The following is a 25,256-nucleotide window of genomic DNA, read 5'->3' on the forward strand; positions in this document are numbered from 1 at the left end:
AAAATAATATGACAAAGAGATTGCGTCGCATCAACCGCAACGGAGGTCGATACTCCGTAATTGCTGCAAAAATGCCGCGCCCGGACGAAAATGGGTGCGCGAGCAATATGTTGCGATGCGAAAAATCTTTCGATTTTCGTGAAATCGGCCCTGTCAGGCGGCCAGGTCGGCGACGACCGCGTCCAGAACGAGGAAGCCGGCCGGCGTGGCACGGACCCGATTGTTCTCCAGATGCTCCACCATGCCATGCTCCACAAGCTGGGCAATGCGTCTGGAATCGATTGTCCGGCCGGCGATGGCTTCATAGCGGCCAAGGTCGATGCCTTCCACCAGCCGCAAACCCATCACCAGGTATTCGTCGCCTTGTTCTTCCTGCGTGAGCGCCTGATCCTCGACCAGCCCGTCGCCGCGGGCCTCGACAGCTTCCAGCCAGGTTTCCGGGTGGCGTTCGGTCGCGGTCGCGAACTTGCCGTTGCCTCCCGTCAGGCGCCCATGCGCGCCCGGACCGACGCCGACGTAGTCGCCGTAACGCCAGTAGACGAGATTGTGCCGCGATTCCGCACCGGGAATGGCGTGGTTCGACACTTCATAGGCCGGCATGCCCCGTGCCTCGCAAATCTCCTGCGTCAGGTCGTAGAGATGTGCGGCCGTATCGGGATCCGGAACCACAAGCTTTCCGCTGCGGTGAAGCTCGAAATAGGGCGTGCCCTGCTCGATCGTCAGCTGATAGAGCGAAAGATGGTCCGCCGCGAGATCGATGGCCTCTGACAATTCCGCCTGCCAGTCCCGTGCCGTCTGGTCGGGGCGCGCGTAGATCAGGTCGAAGGAAATGCGCGGAAACGTGTCGCGGGCGATCCCGATCGCCTTTTTTGCCTGTGCGACATCATGCAGGCGACCGAGGCGTTTCAGATCCGGATCGTTCAGTGCCTGGACCCCGAGCGACAGCCGGTTCACGCCGGCGGCGCGATAACCCTTGAAGCGGGACGCCTCGACGGAGGAGGGATTGGCCTCCATCGTGATCTCGGCATCGGATGCCACACTCCACAGGCCGGCGATCGCGTCGAGCACGCGGGCGACCGTCGCCGGATCCATCAGCGAGGGGGTTCCTCCACCCAAAAAGATGGAATCGACGCGCCGTCCGCGCGTGCGCTCGGCGAAGGTTTTCAGTTCACGTTCGAAGGCGCTCGCGAAGCGCGGCTGGTCCACGCCCGCATGGCGGACGTGACTGTTGAAGTCGCAATAGGGGCATTTGGCCTCGCAAAACGGCCAATGCACATAGATGCCGAACCCGCCGTCGCCCTCGTATGTCATGCGCTCTCCAGACAGGCTTTCGAAAACGCCTGAAAGGCGCGGGCGCGATGCGACAGGGCCGGGCCGTCGAGCGTCCAGCCGTGTTTTTCCTCCGGCGACATTTCCGCGAAGGTGCGCGTGTGGCCGTCGGGCTGGAACATCGGGTCGTAGCCGAAACCGCCGTCGCCGCGCGGCGGCCAGACGATCTGCCCCTCGACCTCGCCGCGGAAGAACACGCTTTCCCCGTCCGGCCAGGCAAGGCACAGCACCGCGACGAAGGAGCCTCGGCGCTGTTCATCGCTCCTTGCGCCGGCAGCCTGGAGCTTTTCCTCCACCGTGCGCATGGCCATGGCGAAGTCCTTTTCCGGCCCGCCCCAGCGCGCGGAATAGACGCCGGGCTGACCGTCGAGGGCCGCGACGCAAAAGCCGCTGTCGTCGGCAAGGGCCGGCAGGCCGCTCGCCTTTGCCGCCGCGACGGCCTTCAGCTCGGCGTTGGCCTCGAATGTCGTGCCGGTCTCTTCCGGTTCCGGCAGGTCGAGCGCGCCGGCGGAGACCACCTCGAAGCCGTAGGGCGCCATGAGATCCTCGATCTCGCGCAGCTTGCCGGGATTGTGGCTGGCGATGACGATGCGGCCGGGTTCGAGGCGGCGGTGCGTTGGCTCACTGGCGTTGGACATGGGATCCTCAGGAAATCGCCATCTTCTGGAAATCGACCAATTGCCCGATCCCCTTCTTTGCAAGGGCCAGCAGCTGGGTGAACTCTTCTTCGGAGAAGGGCGTGCCTTCGGCCGTGCCCTGGATCTCGACGATGCCGCCGGAACCGGTCATCACGAAATTCGCATCGGTGTCGGCGTCGGAATCCTCCAGATAGTCGAGGTCGAGCACAGGCTTGCCGCCGTAGATGCCGCAGGAGATCGCCGCGATATGGTCCTTCAGGACCGGGGCGGACACCATCTCGCGGGCGCGCATCCACTCGACGCAATCCTTCAGCGCGACCCAGGCGCCGGTGATCGCGGCGGTGCGCGTGCCGCCATCTGCCTGCAGGACGTCGCAATCGACCGAGATCTGGCGTTCGCCGAGCGACGGCAGATCCACGACGGCGCGCAGCGAGCGGCCGATCAGGCGCTGGATTTCCTGGGTGCGGCCGGACTGCTTGCCGGCGGAGGCCTCGCGGCGCATGCGGTCGCCTGTGGCGCGCGGCAGCATGCCGTATTCGGCGGTCACCCAACCGCGGTTCTGTCCGCGCAGCCACGGCGGAATGCGCTCCTCGAGGCTCGCGGTGCACAGGACATGGGTATCGCCGAACTTGACGAGGCATGAGCCTTCCGCGTGTTTTGAGACGCCGCGCTCCAGTGTGACGGCGCGCAACTCGTCTGCTGCACGTTTGGATGGCCGCATGTCGTTTTCCTTCCGGTCGGTCTTGGCGCCACCGCACGCGGCGTCCATGGAATGTTTCGCGCACTTCTAATGCAAACGGACGCGAGAGAAAACGCTTCTCTGTTTCCATCGGCCCGGTCGGGGTCTGGCGCAGGCACGCGCAAGTCGCCGGCGATCTGGAAAAAACCGCGCAGGGTCCTCATCTTCCCGGTATGAGTGGTTATATTCCTGCAAAGAAGCGCATGCCCTGCCGGATCTTGCGCGCCCGCAAACGAGGACAGCAATCGTGACACTGGGTGGTCCCTCCGTCAGCCTGAGCGAGCTTGATCAGCGGTCGCGCGAGATCTTTCGGGCGATCGTCGAGAGCTACCTGGACACGGGTGAACCCGTCGGGTCGCGCAACCTGTCGCGTCATCCCGCGATCCGCCTGTCTCCGGCATCGATTCGCAACATCATGTCGGATCTCGAACATGCGGGTCTGCTCTATGCGCCGCACACCTCCGCCGGGCGGCTCCCCACCGAAGGCGGCTTGCGCTTCTTCGTCGATGCGCTTCTGGAGGTCGGCGATCTGACGCGCGAGGAGCGCTCGCAGATCGAGATCCAGGTGAAGGCGGCGCAGAGCGAACGCACATCGGAGCAATTGCTGACGGAAGCCAGCCAGATGCTCTCCGGCCTGTCGCGTGGCGCCGGCGTGGTCTTCACGCACAAGGCCGATGCGCGGCTGCGCCACGTCGAATTCGTTCGCATCGAGCCGCAAAAGGCGCTGGTCGTTCTGGTGGCCGACGACGGGTCGGTCGAGAACCGGATCGTGTCCCTGCCGCCGGGCCTTCCGCAATCGGCCCTGATCGAGGCGTCGAATTATCTCACCAGCCTGATCCGGGGGCGAACGCTGGCGGAGGCGCGCGTCGAACTGGAGAGCCAGCGCGACCGCCATCAGGCGGAGCTGGACGATCTGACCGCCAAGCTCGTCGAGATGGGGATCGCGACGCGCACCGGAACAGGCGCGGATTCGGGGTCGCTGATCGTGCGAGGGCGCTCCAACCTCCTGTCCGACCTGGAAGCGGAGCAGGACCTGGAGCGTATCCGCCTGTTGTTCGACGACCTTGAGAGCAAGCGCGATTTGATCCAGTTGCTCGCCGCGGCCGAAGGCGGCGACGGAGTGCGCATCTTCATCGGGTCGGAAAACAAGCTGTTTTCGCTGTCAGGCTCATCGATCGTCGTCTCTCCCTTTCGCGATCAGGACGAGCGGATCATCGGCGTCCTCGGCGTGATCGGGCCGACCCGGCTGAACTACGCCCGCATCATTCCCATGGTCGACTACACGGCACGTCTGGTCGGACGGCTGTTGCGCTGATATCCCGTGGCGACACGGCGTGCCGGACCCGGATCGGATCGCAACACGCCCCCAATGACCGGTACATGAGCCTGACATGAACCTGAGCCCCGCCGAACTCGAACGCTATGCCCGCCACATTGTCCTTCAGGATGTCGGGGGTCCCGGACAGCAGAAACTGAAGGCGGCACGTGTCCTCGTCATCGGTGCCGGTGGCCTCGGCGCGCCCGTGCTGCAATATCTCGCGGCCGCCGGCGTCGGAACGCTGGGCGTCGTCGACGACGACGTGGTCTCGCTGTCCAACCTGCAGCGGCAGGTCATTCACGACACCGATCAGCTTGGCGAACCCAAGGTCGCAAGCGCGGCAGAAGCGATTTCAAGGCTGAACCCCCACGTCAGGGTCGAGCCCCATGCGGAGCGGCTTGCGCCGCACAACGCACTCACGCTGATTTCGCGTTACGATCTCGTCATCGACGGGTCGGACAATTTCGCCACGCGCTATCTCGTCTCCGATGCCTGCTTCTTCGCCAGGAAACCGCTGGTGATGGGAGCAGTCGGGCGGCTTGACGGTTCCCTGACCCTGTTGAAACCCTACGAGAACGCTGCGGATGGCACGCGAAATCCGACCTATCGCTGCATCTTTCCGGACCGTCCGGCCGAGGGCATCGTGCCGACCTGCGCGGAAGCCGGGGTTCTGGGCGCGCTGACCGGCATGATCGGCACCATGCAGGCGATGGAGGCGATCAAGGAGATCGTCGGCTTCGGCGACGGGCTTGTCGGGCGCCTGCTTCTGGTCGATGCGCGGGACATGCGCTTCGAGACGATCCGCTATCGTTGGTCGGCGAAGAACCCGCTGAACGGCGAAAACCCCCTTCGCTATGACGAACTCGCGGGACCCGTGTGATGCGCTGGTTTCGCGCAGCCGATCCCCTTCCCGATGCGCTGGACCTGACACTCGGTGCCCGCAGCCTCACGGTTCGGCTGGTGCGCAATTCGCGGGCGAAACGCTACATCCTGCGGGTTCCCGCAAGCGGTGGCGATCCTGTGCTGACCGTGCCGGCGCGTGGCACGCTGGAGACGGCGAAGGCCTTTGCCGAGCGCCAACGCGACTGGCTGTCGGCTCAGTTGGAAAAGCGCGCGGATACTGCACCGTTTGCCGAGGGGGCATGCGTTCCCCTTCGCGGTGTTGAACATGTCATCGAGGCCGCCGAAGGCGTCCGCGGCCTTGTGCGCATCCGCGAAACCGCCGCCGGCCCCGTGCTCAGCGTGCCGGGCGGTCCCGATCACCTGCCGCGCCGGTTGCGGGACTGGTTCAAAGGGCAGGCCCGGAAGGATCTGGAGGCCGCCGTCGCCCGCCATGCCGATGCCCTTGGCCGCGCGCCGGCCGGGATCACGCTGCGCGATACGCGCAGCCGTTGGGGGTCCTGCAGTGCAACCGGAAATTTGTCGTTTTCCTGGCGGCTCGTGCTTGCGCCGCCGACGATCCTGGACTACGTCGCAGCGCATGAGGTTGCCCATCTCGCCGAGATGAACCACGGTCCTGACTTCTGGCGCCTGTGCCGTAACCTTGCCCCCCAGACCGACGAGGCCCGCGTCTGGCTTCGGCAAAAAGGCGGGACCTTGCATCTTTACGGCTGATTGCCGCCGACCACCTTTTCCGGCGGTCCCCGTGACCGCTCCCGCCGATTGCCTCAGGGGTATTTTGCATGCTCAAGCCGGACACGTGGTTGCTGACGATCCTGCTTGCTTCCCTGACGGCGCTCGGGCCTTTGTCGACCGACATGTATCTCCCGGCCCTGCCCGGCATCATGCGCGATCTGGGCACCGCCAACGCCTCGGTGCAGCTCACGCTGTCGATGTTTCTGGTCGGCTTCGCGGTTGGTCAGATCTTCTACGGGCCGCTGGCGGACCGGCTCGGGCGCAAGCCCGTCCTGCTCACGGGCCTGGGGATTTATGCGGTGGCAAGCCTGGCCTGCACGTTGGCCCCGACCGTCGACATCCTCATTGTCGCAAGGTTCCTGCAAGCCTTCGGAGCGGCTGGGCCGGTGGTTCTGGCACGCGCGGTTGTGCGCGATCTCTATGAGGGGCCTCGCGCTGGGCAGGAGCTGGCGCGCATGGGATCGATCATGGGCCTCGCCCCTGCGATCGCGCCGTTCTTCGGTGGCCTGATCGCCAGCGCGGGCGGCTGGAGGTTTGTCTTTCTGGTCTCGCTCGTCTTCGCGGTTGTGGTGATGTTTGCCATCGCCCGCGGACTTCCCGAAACCCTGAAGCACCCCGAAACCGAACGATTTTCGCCGGGCGCATTGTTGCGAGGTTTTACCTCGCTGCTGCGACACGGGCTGTTTCGCGCCTATCTGTTCATCGTCACGCTGACCTATTCCGGTCTGTTTGCGTTTATTTCGGGATCGTCCTTCGTGCTGCAGGACGGCTACGGCTTGACGCCGGCGGTCTTCGGCATCGCTTTTGGCGTCTGCGCGGGCGCCTATGTCTGCGGTACGATCATTGGCCAGAAGGTCGCGCCGCGCCACGGGGTGGAACGAACGATTGCGCTTGGGGTCGCCTGCCTTGCAGTGGGTGGAAGTGCCATGCTGATTGCCCTTTGGGTTGCCCCCTCGGCCCTGTCGGTCGTCGTTCCGATGATGCTCTACATGGCCGGCGTCGGTCTCGCGCTGCCACAGTCCCAGGCTGCGGCACTCATGCCGTTTCCCGAACGGGCCGGTACCGCTTCCTCGCTGATGGGCATCGGTCAAATGACGACGGCGGCAGTGATCGGCATCGGCGTCAGCGCCTCGCTCGACGGCTCCGGGATGGCTCTGGCCGGTATCATCGCGGCACACGGCTTTCTGGCGGCGCTTGTGTTTGTCGTCACCCGCGCTGCGCGCCGGGCCGTGTAAGACAAGTCATCCCGGAAACGGCAAAGCCGCCTATCCGCCAAAGATCCGGTTGAGCAGATCGAGCGGGCCGCCGTCGTCCTGCGTTCCATCGCGCATCGGCGGCAGACGTCGCGCGGGGTCGCCTTCGGCAGGTGTGATCGCGACGGGGGCATCGGGATTCGCGCCTGGCCGGGCGACCGTCAGCGGACGGTCGGAGACGCCTGGCAGACCGGCCACCGCAAGTCCCTGATGTCCGGCCGTCATCACGTCTTTCCAGATCTTCGCGGGCAGCGATCCGCCGGTTGCCCGTTTCGTCGGCGAATTGTTGTCGTTGCCGAGCCAGACGGCGGTGGTCAAGGTTCCCGTGTAGCCGATGAACCATCCGTCGCGGAAATTCTGGCTTGTGCCGGTCTTGCCGCCGGCGGGCCGGCCGGGCAGCTGGGCGGCCCGTCCCGTTCCCGTCAGCAGCGTTTCCGCCATCATCATGTTCATGTCGGACAAGGTGCTGTGGTCGATGACGCGACCCTTGCCATCTCCCTGGCGGGCATAGAGCAGCTTGCCGTCGGAGGTCCGGATCGAGCGGATGACATGCGGCACGATGCCATAGCCGCCGTTGGAAAACGGCACATAGGCGGCGGCGATTTCCAGCGGAGTGACCTCCGAGGTTCCAAGCGCGATGGAAAGATTTGACTGCAGCGGCGAGGTGATGCCGAGCTTTCGCGCGCTGCGGATGATCGCGCGCGGGCCGACCTCATTCGCCAGTCTGGCCGCAACCGTGTTGAGCGACAGCGACAGGGCCTGCGTGAGGCTGACCGGCCCCTTGTAGGATTTCGAGTAGTTCTTCGGCGCCCATTTGCCGATCCTGACCGGTTCGTCGACGCGGATGGTGTTTGGCGTCAATCCGCGTTCGAGTGCCGCCAGATAGACGAAGGGCTTGAATGCCGAGCCTGGCTGGCGATGGGCGTTGACCGCGCGGTTGAACTGGCTGCGCGCATAATCGCGCCCGCCCACCAGCGCCTTGACGGCGCCGGCGCGGTCGAGCGTGACGATGGCGCCCTGTTCGACGCCGCGTTTTACGCCTTCGTCGGCAAGCGCGCGGCGCAGCGCGTCTTCGGCAATGATCTGCAGGCCGAGGTCGACGGTGGTGTCGACGATGATGTCCTGTTCAATGCCTCCGACGTAGCTTGGCAGCAACTCCATCACCCAGTCGGCGATATAGTTTTCGCTCGCCGACGTGTGATGGGTAACGACGCGCATCGGCGCGGCGATGGCGTCGGTTGCCTCGCGTTCGGTGAGGTACCCTTCCTCCGCCATGGCCGCCAGCACGGTCGCCGCCCGTTCCGCAGCGAGGTCCGGGTTGCGGGTCGGGGCATAGCGCGAGGGGGCCTTCAGAAGGCCCGCGAGCGTCGCGGCCTCGGCGACGTTCAGCATGCGCGCGGACTTGTCGAAATAGCGTCGCGCGGCGGCATCCACGCCATAGGCTCCCGCTCCGAGATAGACCCGGTTCAGATACATCTCCAGGATCTCGTCCTTGGAGTGATTGGCCTCAAGCCAGAGTGCGAGAACGGCCTCCTGGACCTTGCGCTTCAAGGTTCGATCGGGTTCCAGAAAGAGGTTCTTCGCGAGCTGCTGCGTCAGTGTCGAGCCGCCCTGGACCAGCCGTCCGGTCGTGACATTGGTGACAATCGCACGGGCCAGGCCGATGGGATCGAGCCCGAAGTGCGAACGGAAGCGCCGGTCCTCGATGGCGATCACCGCCTGCTCGAGATAGGGGGGGAGCTGTTCCAGCCGCACGGCCTCGCCGCCGGTGTCGCCACGGTTGGCCATCAGGCTGCCGTCGGCCGCCACGATGCGCACGTTGGGGGGACGTTGCGGGACTTTCCATTCCGACGTCGGAGGCAGATAGGCGGCATAATATCCAAGCACGCCGATGCCGGCGATTCCGCCCCAGATGCACAGCACGACGCTCCAGTAGACGGCGCGCCGCAACAGGCCGCCCAGCCCGCCGCGCCGCGTGCGGGCGGATTTGGGGCGCCGGCCCGTGGATCCGCGTTTGCGGCCCTTGCCGCCGCCTGTTCCGGACCCGCGTTTGGCGGACGCGGAGCGCGCCGGCTTTTTGCCGACGGCGCCCGGCCGATCCGCCTTTGTCAGGCGCATGTCGAGCGTGCCGCCGTTGCGTTCGGAGGCGTGCATGTCGAGGCGCGGCTCTTGCCGGCCCCTGCGTGACGATCCTCGTGCCATGTGTCCGATCTGGTTGATGCGGGGCAGACTGTCCCTTTGGGTGTCTGCGGATCTGAAGTTTAAATGCGGCAATTTAAGGGGGTGTTAAGCTTGCCGGTCGCGCGCATGCGACGGGCCGCAGGCGGGCGGACTTTACACGGGCTGGCGGAGTCCCTACCCCTTGAACCGGAAAACGAACGGGAGATCGGACGAATGGCCAAGGGCTACTGGATCGGGCGGGTCGATGTGACGGACCTGGACGCCTACAAGGCGTATGTTACGGCCAATGCCGAGGCGTTTCGCGCCTACGGTGCGCGGTTTCTCGTGCGTGGAGGCACATTCGAGTGCGTCGAGGGTGCTGCACGCGCCCGCAACGTGGTGATCGAGTTCGACAGCTACGAGCAGGCGCTGGCCTGCTATCGCAGCGATGCCTACGCCCACGCCAAGAGTCTGCGGGAGAGGGGGGCCGTAGCCGACCTGATCGTCATCGAGGGCTACGACGGCCCGCAGCCTTGAGCGAAGCGGGCGCCTTCGTTGTCCGCGCGGTGGAGCGCGACGAAGTAGACGCAGTCCACGCCCTGTGGCTCGCGGCTGGGGATCGGGGTGCCTGGCAGCCTGCGTCGAACGGAGCGGATCTTCTGGCCGAGCTCGATGTGCTGGCGCCGGAGGGGCGCGTCTGGGCGGCCTTTCAAAGGCGGCGTCCCGTCGCCTTTGCGGCGGCGGGCGAACTCGACGGCGCCTTGTGGCTGTCCGCGCTCGGCGTCGATGCGTCGTTTCGCGGGCGCGGTCTGGCGCGATCGCTTCTTGCCGCCGCGACCGGATACGGGCAATGGGCCTATTATCCCGCTCTGCTGACCCTTGCGCCGCGCGCACAGATGGAATTTCTGGAGCGTTTCGGGTTCCTGCGCCTTGATGGCGAGCGTCTGGATGGCGGCTTGCGCGCACTGGCCGATGCACGAAACCTGTCGGCCTTTGCGCGCAGATTATAAGGCTTGCGCCTAGCTTGCGTAGCGCTGGGCGTCCGCCCCGTAGTGGTTTACGTAGCGGCTGTTGAGCGCAGACACCGGCATGATGATCAGGACGTCTGTCGTTCCGAACTGCCGGTCCACCACCGCACCTTCGCCAATATAGGCGCCAAGCCGCAGGTAACCCTTGATCAGCGGCGGCAGATCCCGAAGGGCCTGGCGGTCGTTGATCTCGGCTTTCGCCATCCGGTTCATGTCGACAAAGCGGTGATCGACGGCTTTGACCTGCCAGTCCTGCGGCGGTCGGGCGTTGTGATGCAGGAAGGCAAGCTGCTCCGCCATCCCCTCCGGCTCGGTTCCCGCAATCGAGGCGCAGCCGACCATGACATCGACCCTGTGCATGAGGACATAGGCCCAGATGCCATGCCAGAGCAGCTCGACGGTGCGTTTCGTCCGGTAGGGCTTGAGCACGCAGGAGCGCCCGAGTTCCAGGAAGTTGAGATGCGGATGCCGGTCGACCAGCGTCTGGATATCAAACTCGTCGGCGGTGTAGAAGCCGCCGTTTTGCGCGGCGACGGCCTGTCGCAGCAGTCTGTATGTGCCCACGATCCGCGGCTTTTTGCGTCCGAAGGGGGCATTTCGCTCCGCCGTATCGTGATCGAGCACCAGAAGGTGGTCGCAGATTTCGTCATAGGCGTCGATGTCGCGGCGTGTCGCCTGTGCCTCGGCATCGGCGATTGCCGACATTTCCTCATAGAACACATGATAGCGCAGCATCTGGGCCTTCCGGATTTCGCGCGGGCTGCGCGCCAGCCGGACTTCAAGCGATCCGATGCGACCCAGGCTGGCCGCATGCCGGCTGGTGGGTGTCGCGGCCGTTCGCGGCAGCCATGCCGGAGCAAGGGCCGCGGCAGGCATGAATTTCCGCACGAGGCTGCGCGGAGACAGAAGACCCGATCGCTGCATGGACATGGCGTTTTTTCCCGACTTACCCCCGGCAGACGTGCATGTGCCCCCTGGACACGCGTTGGCCGCTGACACGCCCGTCTCCGACAAGCTGGTGGATGTCAACACGTCGCGCCACCCGGGTGACCGCGTTTCATTGCACTGTCGTAGACCATACTTTCCCGACACTTGCGTGACAATGCGGGCGCGCGCGTAAAGGTTGTCGGGAGAGGGGAGCTGGCCCGCCTAACCGGGACCCGTTCCCACGTCGCGTAGATGGCGGGCGAGCAATTCGGGGTCGATCGGCTTGGTCAGCACGGCGTCTGCGCCGGCAGCCAGGGCCGCCTCTTCCGCTTCCGGCGTGACATCTGCAGTGACCGCGAGAACGGCGACCGGCGTGCGGGTTGCCTGGCGTTCCAGGTCGCGAAAGCGACGGATTGCCGTAAGGCCGTCGACACCGGGCATATGGAGATCCATCAGGATCATGTCGAAACCCGCCTGGCAGCGCACGGCGTCGAGCGCTTCCGCGCCGTCGCTGACCACAACCGGTTCATGGCCGAGCTTGCGCACCAGCGCTTCGGTCAGCATTCGGTTGATGTCATTGTCGTCCGCGACCAGCAACCGCAGCGGTCGTGAGGCGGGGGACTTGCTCCTGGCCTGGTAGTCCTTCGAGCGGTCGTCGCCGAGAAGGTCCCATGCGGCTTCGGTGTCGCCACGTTCGAGGACCGCGTGCACGACCTGAACCAGCGTCGCGGAGCGGATAGGACGAATCAGATAAGCGCCGAAGCCCGCCGCCCGCAGCCGGGGCAGCCGTTCGCGTTCCGCCGGCGTGATCATGACGATGGCCGGGGCCGTGACGCCGGCCGCCCTTGCGCCGGCAAGCCAGGCGCCGGCGTCGGAGACGGCGAGCGGGTCGAGCAGGATAAGGTCGGCACCTGCCAGCGCATCGTCACCGTCGCCGTCACCGGCGGAGACGAAAAGAGCTTCGGCGCCTTCCGCTTCGAGCCGGCGCGCGACAAGCGGTCCCTCCACACGGCTGCGGGTAACGAGAACGATCGTCTTTTCCGCGAGCGCCGCGCCGGTTCCGACCGCGCTGTCCGCCTTCTTGTCGTCGGCTGAGGGGGCAAGCGGCAGGGTCACGCGAAAACACGCGCCGGCCCCCTCCGCCGCCGTTGCGGTGATCTCGCCACCCATCAGCCGCGCGAGACGTCGCGAGATCGAAAGGCCGAGACCCGCGCCGTCGAAGCGCCGCGCGGGACCGTGATCGATTTGCTCGAATTCCTCAAACAGCCGTTCCGCCTCGCCGGCGGAAAAGCCGATTCCGGTGTCGCGGACAGTTATTGCAAGCCGCGATGATCGCGCGTCGGCAGGGGCGGGTTCGCATTCCAGCGCAATCTCGACGCCCCCCTCCTCGGTGAACTTCAGGCCGTTGCCGGCGAGATTGAACAGGATTTGCCTGAGGCGCACGGCGTCGACGACCAGCCGGTCCGGCAATCTCGGCGAGACGAAACAGGCGATTTCCAGCCCCTTGGCCTGCGCGCGTGGACTGAGAAGCTCCACCACGCTTTCCGCCAACAAGGCGATGTCGGTCGGGGCGGGCGCAAGATCGAGACGGCCGGCCTCGATCTTCGACATGTCCAGCACTTCGCTGATGAGAAGCAGCAGGATTTCTCCGGAACTGCGTACGGCCTCGACGTAGCTGCGCTGTTCGGCGGTAAGGCGTGTGTCGCGCAGCAATCCGGCCATGCCGAGGATGCCGTTCAGCGGCGTGCGGATTTCGTGACTGACGGTTGCAAGGAAGCGGCTCTTGGAGGCGCTTGCGGTTTCCGCCTGGTTGCGGGCCGCGACAAGCGCATCCTCGATCTGGCGCCTGTCGGTGACGTCGCGCAGGATCGTCTGGATCAGCGGCTCGCCGCTGCGCCCGTCCCGAACGGCGACGTCGCGGCGAGCAAACCAGCGTGGGCCTGTCGCGGTCTCGATGCGAATGTCGGCGCAGCCCGCGGGGCCGCTGTCGTCGCCGGACGCGTGCAAGGCATCGATGCGTCCGTCGGGGAAGAGTTTCAGGGCGGCGTCGTTGGCGTAGACGACGTCACCGCCCTCGCGCCAGCGGGTGACCACATCGCCGAGCGTGTCGAGCACGTCGCGATGGCGGGCGTCGCTCTCCTTCAGGTGCCAGATGTCGTCGGAAAGGGCCTCGTTTTCGGCTGCAAGGTCTGCAAGCCGGCGGGAAAGGCCGCTTTCACGGGTGCTGGCCCGTGTCTGGACGATCGCAAGGGCGGCAAGCGTGAGCCCGGTCATTGCGAGAACCGTGGCGGCAACAGACTGACGTGCGGGTTCCGGCACGATCGACAGCAAGGCGGCCGCGCCGGCAAGGAAACCGACGGTCGCGATCGCGAACGTGAGCAGAAGCACGAGCAAGCCGCGGTCCGGCATGGCGGTGTCGCCGGAAACACCATCGTCCGGCGGTGAGGTCCGGACATTGACGGCGTGCCGGGGCCGCTCGGGCGGAGCCTTGCGGTTGAGCGATTGCGGGGACACGAAACTCCACTCCCGATGACGCGCGGCGCGGTTGAAAACGCGAGTCTCGTCTGCAGAGATTGAAAAAGCGTTTCGCAAGGTCCCCCGGAAGGGGCCTCAGGCGGCCTGCCGGTCGAGCGCTGCGCCGCGATAGCTCAGCGCTTCGGCAAGATGCATCCGGCCGACCTCCGCCTGTCCGTCGAGGTCGGCGAGTGTCCGCGCGACCTTCAGAACGCGGTGGTACCCGCGCGCCGACAGGTGCAGCGTTTCCGCCGCGCCCTGCAGGAGTTCGACGCCGGCCCGGTCGGGTCGGGCGACATTCTCGATCAGGCGCGCGCCCGCCTGGGCGTTGGTGCGGGCGGTCGATCCCAGCGCCGCGTAGCGGTCGCTCTGGATGCGGCGTGCGGCAAGCACCCGTGTCGCGACATCGGCGGAACTTTCCGCGGTGTCGGGCGCGATCAGGTCGGCCGCCGACAGGGCGGGCACGTCGATCCGCAGGTCGAGGCGGTCAAGCAGCGGGCCGGAGAGGCGTCCCTGATATTCACTCGCACACCGCGCCCCACGCTTGCACACATGTCCCGGTTCTCCGGCGTGGCCACAGCGGCAGGGGTTCATTGCCGCGATCAGTTGCACGCGCGATGGATAGGTCGTGCGGTGGTTGGCCCGGACGATCACGCTTTCGCCGCTCTCCAGCGGCTGGCGCAGGCCGTCGAGCACCTGTGGCTGAAATTCCGGCAACTCGTCCAGGAAAAGCACGCCGTTGTGCGCGAGCGAGACCTCGCCCGGGCGGGCACGGAAGCCGCCGCCGACAAGGGCTGCCATCGAGGCGGAATGATGCGGGGCCCGGTAGGGCCTGCGCTCCGACAACCGTCCGTCGGAGAGTTCGCCGGCGATCGAGGCGATCATCGACACTTCGAGCAATTCGCGGGGCGAGAGCGGCGGCAGGATCGAGGGCAGCCTGCTCGCCAGCATCGACTTTCCGGCGCCGGGCGGGCCGATCATCAAGAGATTGTGCCCGCCGGCCGCGGCGATCTCGAGCGCTCGTTTCGCTGTCTCCTGACCGCGCACCTCGCTGAGGTCGGGAAGAACCGAAGGATCCGCCCGAAGCCTCGGGATCGGACGGGAGAGCATTTGCGTGCCCTTGAAGTGGTTGGCGAGCTGGATCAGCGAGGCCGGCGCGAGAATGTCCATCTCCTCGTCGGCCCAGGCTGCCTCCGCGCCGCAGGCGGCGGGGCAGATCAGGCCCTTGTCGGCCGTGTTGGCGGCGATGGCGGCCGGCAACACGCCGGCGACGGCGGAAATCGAGCCGTCCAGGGCGAGTTCGCCAAGCACGATGTAGCCGTCGAGATCCGGTGCCGGAATGGCGCCCATCGCCGCCATCAGCGCGAGCGCGATCGGAAGATCGAAATGGGAGCCTTCCTTGGGAAGGTCGGCGGGAGCCATGTTGACGGTGACGCGTTTGGCGGGAAGCGCCAGGCCGGAGGCCAGAAGCGCCGAACGCACCCGTTCGCGACTTTCGCCCACGGCCTTGTCGGGGAGGCCGACGATGGTGAAGGCGACCTGCCCGGGACCGATCTGCACCTGCACGTCGACCGGCTTGGCCTCGATGCCCTGAAACGCCACCGTCGCGACGCGTGACACCATCTTTCCCCCCCTCCAAGCGCGCTTTGAAAAATTGCAATTGAAAGAATTGCAACCTAGCGCAACCGGAGAGGGTGTACAACCGCACGTTTGTGCGGTTTCGCGATCCGTCGGATCAGCTGTGTGCCGCGCGTTTGGCCTCCACGATGTCCCACAGGGCCCCCGCGACATCCGGGCCGCCGAGCTTGGCGACGGCGCGAATGCCGGTCGGGGCCGTCACATTGATTTCCGTCAGGCAGCCGTCGATGACGTCGATCCCGACCAGGATCAGTCCCTTTTCGCGCAGCGAGGGTCCCAGGCGGGCGCAGATCTCGCGTTCGCGTTCGGTCAGATCCGCTTCACGCGCGGCGCCGCCGCGCACCATGTTGGAGCGCAGGTCGCCCGCTTGCGGGACCCGGTTCACGGCGCCGGCGAACTCGCCGTTGACCAGAAGGATGCGCTTGTCGCCCTTGTCGACATTGGGCAGGAAGCGCTGGATCACCCAGGGCTCGCGGAAGGTCGCCGCGAAGAAGTCGTAGAGCGATCCGTAGTTGAGGTCGTCATGGGTGATGCGGAACACGGCCGCGCCGCCGTGGCCGAACAAGGGCTTCATGACAATGTCTTGATGCTCGGCGCGGAAGGCATCGATGGCGTCGCGGTCGCGGGTGATCAGCGTCGGTGGCATGAGGTCGGCGAACTCGGTGACGAAGAGCTTTTCCGGGGCGTTGCGCACGGCCGCCGGGTCATTGACCACGAGGGTCCTGGGGTGGACCTTCTCCAGCATGTGGGTTGCCGCGACATAGGCCATGTCGAAGGGCGGGTCCTGGCGCATCAGGATGACGTCCATCTCCAAAAGGTCCGTGACCTTGGCGTCGCCCAGTTCGAAGTGGCGGCCGGCCTCGTCGCGCACCTGCACCGGTTCCAGCGCGGCGGTGACGCGGTCGCCGGTCATCGCCAGCCTGTCCGGCGTGTAATGATGGAGCGTGTGGCCGCGCGCCTGGGCCTCCAGCATCAGTGCGAAGGCACTGTCGCCGGCGATATTGATCGAGGAGATGTGGTCCATCTGGACCGCGATCTTGAGCGGGGATGTCGAGGGCATGCGAGACTCCGGCGCCGGAAGCGGCAAGGGAAAGGCGTTTGCCCCAGCATATGCGGGCAAGGGGACGCTTTGTCCAGACGCGGGCGTCCCAACGACAGGTCACCGCTGAGGGGCGGTAAACGCGTCAGCGACATGGATCGGCCAGCGTCCGGGAACCACAAGCACCGCATCGAACCGAAGGACGGCCGCATCCGCATCCTCGCGCCGGGCCTGCCAGACGCGCGCGGCTGCCGCGATACGTCGTTGTCCCTGCGCGGTGATGGCCGCAAGAGCTGCGTCGCGGGTGGCGCGGGCCTTGACCTCGACGAAGGCGATGGTGTCGCCCTTGCGGGCGATGATGTCGATCTCGCCGCTGCCCGCCTTGTAGCGGCGGGCGAGAATGCGCCAGCCCCTGAGGCGCAGCGCGACGACCGCCAGTGTTTCCGCGCGCAGTCCCAAACGGTAAGCGGAGCGCCGTTTGCGGCTGGGGGCGGGACGCGGCGGCAGAGGGGGCATCGCCGCTATACGCTCGGCTGGAAAGTCGCTGCCAGAATGACGGCGAACACGGTTACCAGAAAGCCGCCGACGGCCAGTTTCCAGGCATCCTTGCGCCGTTTCAGGCCCGGCCAGCCGAGCGGCTTGATCACCTGGATCGTCGCCACCAGCGCAAAAAACACCATGATGATCTTGGTCATTCGTCCCCCCGGCGCACGGCCGTCACTGCGCCTTCAGTTCCATCGCGCGTTTGTAAAGCGTCTTGCGGTCGACGCCGGTCATCTGCGCGACATGTTTTGCCGCACCGGCAGCCTTCATGTCCTTGAGAGCCTCCGCGAGCAGGGCGTCGGCATCTTCCGGGTCGGCTTCGGTCTGCTCGCCTGGCGGTGCGACGCAGACCACGATCTCGCCCTTCACGGCAACATCGGCGTAGCGCGTCGCCAATTCGGCGAGTGTCCCGCGCTCGAAGGTCTCGAAGCGTTTCGTCAACTCGCGCGCGACGACAGCCTCGCGGTCCCGGCCCAGCACTTCGGCCATGTCGGCGAGCGAGGCGGCCAGTCGCCTCGGGCTTTCGAAGATCGCCAGCGTCGCCGGCAGGCGCGCCAGTTCGCCGAGACGGGTGCGACGCTGGCCGCGCTTTTGCGGCAGGAATCCGGAAAAACAGACCGTGTCGGACGGCAGACCGGCGCCCACCAGCGCGGCAAGCGGGGCGCTGGCGCCGGGGATCGGAACGACGCGGTGCCCCGCCTCGACCACGTCGCGCACCAGGCGGTAACCGGGATCGGAAATCAGCGGTGTGCCGGCGTCGGAGACCAGCGCCACGCTGCCGCCCTTCTCGAGCGTTGCAAGCAGGCGCGGGCGCACGCGCGCCGCATTGTGCTCGTGATAGGCGGTCAGCGGCGTGCGCAGGCCGAAGCGTTGCATCAGCGTGGCTGTGACGCGCGTGTCCTCGCAGGCCACAAGATCGCAGGCGGCTAGCGTTTCCAGTGCGCGCACGGTGATATCGCCGAGGTTCCCGATCGGCGTCGACACGATGTAAAGCGCTGATGCGGGACGTGGCGCCTGAAAGATCTGGCGACCGATGTGGAAACCGTTTTCGCTGCGTCCGGGTTCGCTCGCCGGCCGTGCGGTTGCATCCGGGGCCGGGGCGCCGCCATGCGCGGGCGATGATGAGGGGGGGGCTTTGGATGTCATGACCGGATCGTTTTGACAGGAATCGCCGAAAACGCCAAGCTTGGCTTGAGGATTTGCAGCCGCGGGGGCAGGCTGATAAGCATCTTTTCCCGCACGGTCGGTGCCTGCGGGTTTGGGACTGCGGATATCGGGGAGATCTGGCGCAGTGTTTCGTATCATTCGCGACGTCGAACACGGGGCGCGCAAGGCCGCGCTGGGGGCGGCGCTGGCTGCTGCCACCTTGCTGGCAAGCTGCACGGGGTCGGGGCTTGGCGATTATCCGGGCTATCCGTCCACGCCCGGCGGCCAGCCGGCGACGAGCGGCCAGACCGTGGGAACAGGCTCCGTGCGCGTCGGCATGCTGCTGCCGATGAGTGGCGGCGGCAGCGCGACATCGATCGCGACCGTGTTCCGCAACACCGCCGAACTCGCGCTTCAGGACTTTCAGGGCGCGGATATCCAGATCCTGATCAAGGACACGGGCGGCACTGCGCAAGGTGGACGCCAGGCCGCGCAGGCGGCCATTCAGGAAGGTGCGGAACTGATCATCGGTCCGGTCTTCGCACCGGCCGTTGGCGGCGCGGCCTCGGTGGCACGGTCGTCCGGTGTGCCGGTGGTTGCCTTTTCGAGCGATGAATCCGTTGCCTCGCGCGGCGTTTATCTCTTGAGTTTCCTGCCGCGCAGCGACGTCACCCGCATTGTTTCCTATGCCGCGCGGCAGGGAAAACGCTCCTTTGCCGCCCTTCTGCCGGACGACACCTATGGTGCGGTGGCGGAAGCCGTGTTCCGTCAGGAAGTCGGACGCGCGGGCGCGCGCATCGTCTCCATCGAGCGCTACAAGGTGCAGGGCAACGACACCACGGACATCGCGGCAAAGGCGGCAAGCATTGCTGCCAATGCCAGCCAGATCGACGCGGTCTTCGTCCCGGCTGGAAATGTCGCCCCCTTCGTTGCGCAGGCGCTGTCGTCGGGCGGGGTCAATCTCGCCTCCACCCGGATGCTGGGCAGTGGCCAGTGGGACACGCAGCAGGTGCTCAATGCCTCGCCGCTGACCGGCGCCTGGTACCCCGGGCCTGACGGCGCCGGGTTCCAGGCCTTTGCGGAACGCTACCAGAGCGCCTATGGCAGCCGCCCGCCGCGCAATGCCTCCCTTGCCTATGACGCGACGATCCTGGCCGCGGGCCTTGTCCGCTCCGCCGGTGCCTCGCGCTTTTCCGAGCGCGTCCTGACCAACCGGGACGGCTTTCTGGGCATCGACGGCGTGTTCCGCTTCGACCGGCAGGGCACCAACGAGCGTGGCCTTGCGATCTACGAGGTCACGGGGTCGGGATCGCGCATCATCGCGCCCGCTCCGCGTTCCTTTGGCGCCGGCGGGTGATGTGCGGGCGCGCTTGCGCCTCGCATCCTGACCGCGGCATGTCGTCGTCGATACCGATCCCGGAGATCCAAAGGTGAGCCTTGCAGACAGCCGTATCCTTCTGATCGTCGGCGGCGGGGTTGCCGCCTACAAGAGCCTCGACCTGATCCGGCGCTTGCGTGAACGCGGCGCTCGGGTGCGGGCGGTGATGACAGAGGGAGCCCGCCAGTTCATCACGCCTCTGTCGGTCGGCGCCCTGACCGGCGACAAGGTGTTTTGCGACCTCTTCGACCGCGACGACGAACATGACGTCGGGCATATCCGGCTGTCGCGCGAGGCCGACCTGGTGATCGTGGCGCCGGCGACGGCGGATCTGATGGCCAAGATGGCGACCGGCCTTGCCGGCGATCTGGCAACGGCGGTGCTTCTGGCTTGTGACAAGCCGGTGCTCATCGCGCCGGCCATGAACCCGGCGATGTGGGACCACCCCGCGACCCGCCGCAATCGCGAGACGCTGGCAGGCGACGGCATCCGCCTTGTGGGGCCGGGCGTCGGCGAAATGGCGGAGAGCGGAGAGGCCGGCGTCGGACGCATGGCCGAACCGATGGAGATCGTTGAGGCCGCGGAGCGCGTGCTTCACGGCGAGGCAGAGGTGCCACGTCTCGAAGCGCCGTCGGGCAAGGGGCCGCTCGCTGGCCGGCATGTACTCATCACCTCCGGGCCGACCCATGAGCCGATCGATCCCGTTCGCTACATCGCCAATCGCTCCTCCGGCAAACAGGGACACGCAATTGCTGCGGAGATGGCGCGCGCCGGTGCGCGGGTCACGTTGGTAAGCGGCCCTGTCACCCTTGCGGATCCGCCGGGCGTGACGGTCGTACGCGTGGAAACCGCGCGGGAAATGTTGGCGGCCGTCGATGCTGCGCTTCCCGCCGATGTCGGCGTGATGGCGGCGGCGGTCGCGGACTGGCGCGCGGCGACCCTCCAAGCGGGCAAGATCAAGAAGGACGGAAGCGGCGAGGTGCCACCGCTGGAGCTTGCCGAAAACCCGGATATCCTGGCAAGCGTCGGCCACCATCAGACCCTGCGCCCGCGTCTTGTCGTCGGATTTGCTGCCGAAACCAATGACGTTGTTGCAAACGCCCGCGCCAAACTGGCCCGGAAGGGGGCGGATCTGATCGTCGCCAACGACGTCTCGCCGGAGCATGGCGTGATGGGCGGGGACGCCAACACCGTTTATCTGGTCGCTGGCGACGGTGTGACGGACTGGCCGACCCTGCCGAAGGCAGAGGTTGCGCGGCGCCTTGTCGCCGAGGTCGCGCGCAGGCTTTCCGTGCTCTCGGGAGGATCGGCATGACGCTGTCTCTTCGGATACGCCGTTTGCCGCATGGGCAGGGCCTGCCTCTCCCCGCCTACCAGAGCGCGGCGGCCGCCGGCATGGATCTTCTGGCGGCCAATGACGGACCCTTGCTGCTGCAGCCGGGTGCCCGCGCGCTGGTTCCGACGGGGATCGCCATTGCACTGCCCGAGGGCACGGAGGCGCAGATACGCCCGCGCTCGGGTCTGGCTGCCAAACACGGTGTGACCGTACTCAACACGCCGGGCACCATCGACGCCGACTATCGCGGGGAGATCAAGGTGATCCTGATCAACCTCGGAGACGCGCCCTTCGCTATCGAACGCGGCAGCCGTATCGCCCAGATGGTGGTGGCGCCGGTCGCGCGGGCGGAGCTTGTCGCGGTCGACGACCTTGATGACACGGACCGCGGCACCGGTGGGTTCGGCTCCACCGGGGCAGGTTGAGCGCGGGGCAGCGTTTTCCAGCCTGTGTCGGGCGGCGGTGAGAAACACATTGCCTTGCATCGGCCCCTTGTCGAAATCACATTCGGTGCAGCAGGCGTTGCGGAAAATTCCGTTGCTCGCCTCGCCGTGGATGAACGCATACGTTCGATGCAAGCAACGAAGCGGCAACGGGCCGCGCAATCTGGGAGCCTGACATGAGCGATCGCACCCCCGGCCGAGGCCGGATCTACGCCTCGATCACGGAAACCATCGGCGACACGCCGCTCGTTCGGCTAGACCGGCTGGCGGAAGACGCGGGCGTGAAGGCCGAGATCCTGGCCAAGCTCGAGTTCTTCAATCCGATCGCCAGCGTCAAGGACCGTATCGGCGTTGCCATGATCGAAGCGCTGGAAGAGCGCGGCACGATTGCGCCGGGCAAGACGACGCTGGTCGAGCCGACATCGGGCAACACCGGCATTGCGTTGGCCTTCGTCGCCGCCGCCAAGGGCTATCGCCTGATCCTGGTGATGCCGGAGACCATGTCCATCGAGCGCCGCAAGATGCTCAAGCTCTTGGGGGCGGAGCTGGAGCTGACCGAAGGTCCCAAGGGCATGAAGGGGGCAATCGCCCGGGCCGAGGAAATGGTGTCGGAGATCGACGGCGCGGTGATGCCGCAGCAGTTCGACAATCCGGCCAATCCGGAAATCCATCGCAGGACGACGGCGGAAGAAATCTGGAACGACACGGGCGGCAATGTCGACGCCTTCATCTCCGGCATCGGAACGGGGGGAACGATTACCGGCGTGAGCGAGGTGCTGAAGGCGCGCAAGCCGGATCTGCATGTCGTCGCTGTGGAGCCGACCGACAGCCCGGTCCTGTCCGGCGGCACGCCGGGACCGCACAAGATCCAGGGGATCGGCGCAGGCTTTGTGCCGAGCGTTCTCAACACCGAGGTCTATGACGAGGTCATCCAGATCAGCAACGACGAGGCCTTCGAGATGGCGCGCAAGGCCGCGCGGATCGAAGGGCTGCCGGTCGGGATTTCGTCCGGCGCCGCGATTGCGGCGGCCCTCAAGCTGGGGGCGCGCGGCGAAATGGCCGGCAAGCGCATCGTCGTGATCATCCCGTCCTTCGCCGAGCGCTATCTGTCGACGGCGCTGTTCGACGGGCTGGAGTAACCGTCCGACCGGACCGCGCGCACAGGCGCGGTGGAGATGACGAGCAAGCGGCGGGACCCGGTGTCCCGCCGTTTTCGTGTCCAAACACCGGGATCAATGGACAACGACCGCCGTGCCGGTTGCGCTGACCATCAGCATCGAGCCGTTCTGTCCGACCGTTTCGTAGTCGATGTCGACGCCGATCACGGCGTTGGCGCCGAGGTTTGCGGCGCGCGCCTGCATCTCGTCCATCGCGATCTGGCGGGCGCGCTGCAATTCTTCCTCGTAGGCACCAGACCGGCCGCCGACGATGTCGCGGATGCCGGCGAAGAGATCCTTGAAGATGTTGGCTCCGAGAATGGCTTCCCCGGTCACGATCCCCTTGTAGTCGGCGATCTCGCGTCCTTGCAGTGAATTGGTGGTCGTCATCAGCATGTCGTCGTGTCCTTTTCGCCCGGGTGTGCGGGAAGGATGTGGCGAGCAGGCCGTCGCGGATCAAGATGGCGGGGGCTTGCCGGTCGTGCGCTACGGTCGTGCCCCGATCAGCCTGTCGATGGGAGCGTAGTCGTCGGTGAGCACCGGCGGGTCGAGTGTTTCCACCAGGGCCGTGACACGGGCCGGCGGGATGCGGCCGATGATGCGGTTCGGTGCACCCGGCGCGGTCGAGGCGAGCGCCATGCGGCCGGTTGGCGACGGGCTGTCTCCTGCCATCAGCACGAAGGTCGTGCGTCCGCCGGAAGAGAAGTCCTCCGCCTCCACCCACGCTTCCACGACCGGAAAAACGGTCTTGAGCGTGCGCACGCTGGCAGCGAGCGCCCGCAGGCTGTCGCTGTGGTCGATCAGGTTCATGAGATAGAACCCGTCCGGGTCCAGGCTGTGTGCGATCTCTTCGTAGAATTCGCGGGTGACCAGATGCGCCGGCACGGCGATGTCGGTGAAGGCATCGCCGACGACGACCTGAAATCGGTCGAGACCCGAAAGCGCCACCCGCGCATCCGCATGGGTGATGGTGAAGCGCGATGTGTCGACATCGAAATCGGCCCTGGCGACCCGCGTTACCTCCGGGTCGATTTCGGCGGCGACCAGACCGGGTCGTATTCCATCCGCGCTCCAGGCGCGCGGCAGCGTCAGCGCGCCGCCGCCAATGAAGAAGGCGCGCTCAGGCGAACCGTCCAGCCGTGCGCGGGCGATCGCGTCGATGGTGGCCGCATAGGGCATCTCAAGGCGTGTCGGCTCGCCCAGCACATTCAATCCATGACCGAGGTGATCGAGCACCATCAGTCGCGCCGGTGCCCCGACGTCGGCGCTGACATCGATGGACCGGATGCAGTAGTAGCGGCTTTCCACCGTACAGGCGCTCGCTGGCGTGAAAGGCGTGGCGGCAAGGGTGGCGAGGGCGAACAGCGTGAGCGCCGTTGCTGCGGAGACGATGTCGCGCCCCGCACGCTCCCGTCCGGCATGGCCACGCAGCATCGCCAGACAGGCGAGCGCAAAGGCGGCATAGGCGGCGGCCACCACCACCAGCGTCCAGATTGTCCCGATCCAGGAAATGAACAGATAGCCGGCTGACAGGGTTCCGGCGATGGCCCCGATGGCGCTGAGCGCGTGCAGGGCGCCGAGCGCCCGCCCGCTGCGCGCCCGGTCCTCGATGGCAAGCCGCGCCAGGATTGGCGACGGAATGCCGGCAGCAAAGCTCGGCAGAAAAAACAGCAGACCGGTGAGGGCGACGATGCCGCCGATGGGGCCGGGAACCGCGCTCAGCACGGGCGCGGACACCAGTCGGATCAGCGGGAGTGCGGCGAGCGTCGTGAGCGCGCCGAGTGCGCCCGATATGGCAAGCCACGCAAGAGCCGTGCGCTGCGGACGGTCGGCGACAAGACCGCCGATCCAGTGTCCGGCTGAAAAGCCCGCGAGCACAACCGCGATGACGGCGGTCCAGGTGTAGAGCGACATGCCGACATAAGGCGCAAGCATTCGCCCGGCGACAATCTCGACCACAAGGCCGGCGGCCGCCACAAGAAACTGTGCGCCCAGCAAAAACCACAGCGGCACGGTGTTTCCGGCGGCCGCGGTTCCGGAAGTCGTCGGGGAAAGCGTGTCTGTTGTCATGGGATCGAGCCTAGCGTCTCGGCGCGAGACCATCCAGCCTCATCGCGTTACGCCGCCGGGGCCCCGATCCGATCGGGATGCGCGGCTGCGAAGGCTTCGATCTGGTTGCAAGCGGCATCGATCTCGACAATGCGCGGCATGGCCGTCAGGTCGACGCCCCAGCGCCGGGCATTGTAGAGCTGCGGGACGAGGCACAGGTCTGCCATCGTCGGGGTGTTGCCGTGGCAGAAGGTGCCGGACTTGCCGTCTGCGAGCATTGTCTCGACCGCGGTCAGCCCTTTGGCAATGAAGGTTTGCATCCAGTCGATTTTTTCCGCGTCCCCCCCGCCCATGAGCTTCACCGCGTGGGCGACGACATTGAGATTGCAGACCGGGTGGATCTCCATTGCGATCGCATTGGAAATCGTCCTGACGCGCTGCCGCTCGAGCGGCGTGGCGGGAAGCAGGGAACTTCCCTCCCGCGTTTCGTGCAGATATTCGATGATCGCGAGCGACTGCGTCAGGACGGCGCCGTCGATTTCCAGAGACGGCACCAGGCCTTGCGGATTGCGGGCCCGGTTGTCCGCGTCCCGCTGCGCGCCCTTCAGCAGGTCGACGGCCATCGTGTCATGCTCGACCCCGAGAAGGTTGAGCGCGATCCGCACCCGGTAGCTTGCCGAGGAACGCCAGTAGTCGAAGAGCACGGGTCGGGTCACGAGATGTCCTCCTGTGATGGCGGGCCGTTTGGCGGGCCGCCGAAATGATCCTTCCCGAAAGCGTATGGCATGTGCATGCGGTGAGGCCAAGAGGACACAACGGGAACCCCTTGCCGGAAATCCGTCCGAAATCATGGGCTTGGGCATGTTTCAAGCCGGCGCGCGACGTCTGTGCGACAAAAAATTTGACTATTTGGTCAAAATTCGGCTCCAATATCGGGTGTGGACGTGTCTCCGCCCAACGAGAGATGCGCCGCGTGCAATCGCCTG

The 25,256-nt window shown here is 66.3% G+C and carries 24 protein-coding genes; 10 read left to right on the forward strand and 14 right to left on the reverse strand.

What is annotated here, in order from left to right; all coding sequences use genetic code 11:
* Positions 1-153: 153 nt before the first annotated feature.
* Genes hemW through rph form a run of 3 tightly spaced genes read right to left on the reverse strand, consistent with a single transcriptional unit; the run spans position 154 to position 2,688 of the window.
* A complete protein-coding gene (hemW, locus tag G572_RS0109340) occupies positions 154-1,311 on the reverse strand; it encodes a radical SAM family heme chaperone HemW (RefSeq protein WP_051242074.1) in 1,158 nt (385 codons plus the stop codon).
* Positions 1,308-1,967, reverse strand: coding sequence for an RdgB/HAM1 family non-canonical purine NTP pyrophosphatase (gene rdgB, locus G572_RS0109345; protein ID WP_029058237.1), 660 nt, complete (start codon positions 1,965-1,967; stop codon positions 1,308-1,310). Before rdgB ends, hemW begins: the two co-directional genes overlap by 4 nt.
* A gap of 7 nt (positions 1,968-1,974) precedes the next feature.
* Positions 1,975-2,688, reverse strand: coding sequence for a ribonuclease PH (gene rph / locus G572_RS0109350; RefSeq protein ID WP_029058238.1), 714 nt, complete (start codon positions 2,686-2,688; stop codon positions 1,975-1,977).
* Between the two features lie 265 nt (positions 2,689-2,953).
* On the opposite strand from rph, the gene hrcA reads away from it, so the two are divergent.
* From hrcA to G572_RS0109370, 4 genes are all read left to right on the forward strand, one after another.
* The gene (gene hrcA / locus G572_RS0109355; RefSeq protein WP_425423426.1) at positions 2,954-4,021 is read left to right on the forward strand and encodes a heat-inducible transcriptional repressor HrcA; all 1,068 of its coding nucleotides are present in this window, start codon (positions 2,954-2,956) and stop codon (positions 4,019-4,021) included.
* Between the two features lie 76 nt (positions 4,022-4,097).
* Entirely contained in the window at positions 4,098-4,904 is an 807-nt protein-coding gene (locus tag G572_RS0109360; RefSeq protein WP_029058240.1) for a molybdopterin-synthase adenylyltransferase MoeB, read from the forward strand.
* On the forward strand, positions 4,904-5,638 hold the full coding sequence (locus tag G572_RS0109365) for a M48 family metallopeptidase (protein ID WP_029058241.1): 735 nt from the start codon (positions 4,904-4,906) through the stop codon (positions 5,636-5,638). Before G572_RS0109360 ends, G572_RS0109365 begins: the two co-directional genes overlap by 1 nt.
* Before the next feature lie 68 nt (positions 5,639-5,706).
* On the forward strand, positions 5,707-6,894 hold the full coding sequence (locus tag G572_RS0109370; RefSeq protein WP_029058242.1) for a multidrug effflux MFS transporter: 1,188 nt from the start codon (positions 5,707-5,709) through the stop codon (positions 6,892-6,894).
* Between the two features lie 30 nt (positions 6,895-6,924).
* Here G572_RS0109370 and G572_RS0109375 read toward each other — a convergent pair whose 3' ends face one another.
* Positions 6,925-9,114, reverse strand: a complete 2,190-nt coding sequence (locus tag G572_RS0109375; RefSeq protein WP_029058243.1) for a transglycosylase domain-containing protein — start codon at positions 9,112-9,114, stop codon at positions 6,925-6,927.
* 192 nt (positions 9,115-9,306) lie between these two features.
* Here G572_RS0109375 and G572_RS0109380 point away from each other — a divergent pair, with 192 nt between their 5' ends.
* A complete protein-coding gene (locus G572_RS0109380; RefSeq protein ID WP_029058244.1) occupies positions 9,307-9,609 on the forward strand; it encodes a DUF1330 domain-containing protein in 303 nt (100 codons plus the stop codon).
* A complete protein-coding gene (locus G572_RS0109385; protein ID WP_029058245.1) occupies positions 9,606-10,082 on the forward strand; it encodes a GNAT family N-acetyltransferase in 477 nt (158 codons plus the stop codon). The genes G572_RS0109380 and G572_RS0109385 overlap by 4 nt, the downstream gene beginning before the upstream one ends.
* Before the next feature lie 9 nt (positions 10,083-10,091).
* On the opposite strand, the gene olsB is transcribed toward G572_RS0109385, so the two are convergent.
* The 7 genes from olsB to rsmI form a co-directional block, all read right to left on the reverse strand.
* A complete protein-coding gene (gene olsB / locus G572_RS0109390; RefSeq protein WP_029058246.1) occupies positions 10,092-11,024 on the reverse strand; it encodes a l-ornithine N(alpha)-acyltransferase in 933 nt (310 codons plus the stop codon).
* Between the two features lie 225 nt (positions 11,025-11,249).
* Positions 11,250-13,541 (reverse strand): PAS domain-containing hybrid sensor histidine kinase/response regulator, encoded by a 2,292-nt coding sequence (locus G572_RS23285; protein WP_051242077.1) that lies wholly within the window; start codon positions 13,539-13,541, stop codon positions 11,250-11,252.
* A 96-nt stretch (positions 13,542-13,637) separates the two neighbouring features.
* Complete coding sequence (locus G572_RS0109400; protein ID WP_029058247.1) at positions 13,638-15,164, reverse strand: YifB family Mg chelatase-like AAA ATPase; 1,527 nt, start codon at positions 15,162-15,164, stop codon at positions 13,638-13,640.
* 112 nt (positions 15,165-15,276) lie between these two features.
* On the reverse strand, positions 15,277-16,239 hold the full coding sequence (gene gshB, locus G572_RS0109405; RefSeq protein ID WP_084649983.1) for a glutathione synthase: 963 nt from the start codon (positions 16,237-16,239) through the stop codon (positions 15,277-15,279).
* A 99-nt stretch (positions 16,240-16,338) separates the two neighbouring features.
* The gene (locus G572_RS0109410; protein WP_051242078.1) at positions 16,339-16,734 is read right to left on the reverse strand and encodes a YraN family protein; all 396 of its coding nucleotides are present in this window, start codon (positions 16,732-16,734) and stop codon (positions 16,339-16,341) included.
* A gap of 5 nt (positions 16,735-16,739) precedes the next feature.
* A complete protein-coding gene (locus G572_RS26440) occupies positions 16,740-16,913 on the reverse strand; it encodes a hypothetical protein (protein ID WP_169391304.1) in 174 nt (57 codons plus the stop codon).
* A gap of 22 nt (positions 16,914-16,935) precedes the next feature.
* Positions 16,936-17,907, reverse strand: coding sequence for a 16S rRNA (cytidine(1402)-2'-O)-methyltransferase (gene rsmI, locus G572_RS23290; RefSeq protein WP_084649985.1), 972 nt, complete (start codon positions 17,905-17,907; stop codon positions 16,936-16,938).
* 145 nt (positions 17,908-18,052) lie between these two features.
* Between rsmI and G572_RS0109425 the strand changes: the two genes are divergently transcribed.
* From G572_RS0109425 to cysK, 4 genes are all read left to right on the forward strand, one after another.
* Entirely contained in the window at positions 18,053-19,264 is a 1,212-nt protein-coding gene (locus tag G572_RS0109425) for a penicillin-binding protein activator (RefSeq protein ID WP_051242081.1), read from the forward strand.
* 73 nt (positions 19,265-19,337) lie between these two features.
* Complete coding sequence (gene coaBC / locus G572_RS0109430) at positions 19,338-20,600, forward strand: bifunctional phosphopantothenoylcysteine decarboxylase/phosphopantothenate--cysteine ligase CoaBC (RefSeq protein ID WP_029058251.1); 1,263 nt, start codon at positions 19,338-19,340, stop codon at positions 20,598-20,600.
* Positions 20,597-21,046: a dUTP diphosphatase gene (dut, locus tag G572_RS0109435; RefSeq protein ID WP_029058252.1), complete on the forward strand. Its 450-nt coding sequence runs from the start codon at positions 20,597-20,599 to the stop codon at positions 21,044-21,046. The genes coaBC and dut overlap by 4 nt, the downstream gene beginning before the upstream one ends.
* Positions 21,047-21,240: 194 nt before the next feature.
* A complete protein-coding gene (gene cysK / locus G572_RS0109440) occupies positions 21,241-22,203 on the forward strand; it encodes a cysteine synthase A (protein ID WP_029058253.1) in 963 nt (320 codons plus the stop codon).
* Between the two features lie 93 nt (positions 22,204-22,296).
* On the opposite strand, the gene G572_RS0109445 is transcribed toward cysK, so the two are convergent.
* From G572_RS0109445 to maiA, 3 genes are all read right to left on the reverse strand, one after another.
* Positions 22,297-22,617 (reverse strand): heavy metal-binding domain-containing protein, encoded by a 321-nt coding sequence (locus tag G572_RS0109445; RefSeq protein ID WP_029058254.1) that lies wholly within the window; start codon positions 22,615-22,617, stop codon positions 22,297-22,299.
* A gap of 90 nt (positions 22,618-22,707) precedes the next feature.
* The gene (locus G572_RS0109450; protein WP_051242083.1) at positions 22,708-24,291 is read right to left on the reverse strand and encodes a fused MFS/spermidine synthase; all 1,584 of its coding nucleotides are present in this window, start codon (positions 24,289-24,291) and stop codon (positions 22,708-22,710) included.
* Positions 24,292-24,338: 47 nt separating this feature from the next.
* Positions 24,339-24,986, reverse strand: a complete 648-nt coding sequence (gene maiA, locus G572_RS0109455) for a maleylacetoacetate isomerase (RefSeq protein WP_029058256.1) — start codon at positions 24,984-24,986, stop codon at positions 24,339-24,341.
* Positions 24,987-25,256 lie beyond the last annotated feature (270 nt).

Origin of the sequence: Stappia stellulata DSM 5886, assembly GCF_000423705.1 — a bacterium.
Lineage (GTDB): Bacteria > Pseudomonadota > Alphaproteobacteria > Rhizobiales > Stappiaceae > Stappia > Stappia stellulata.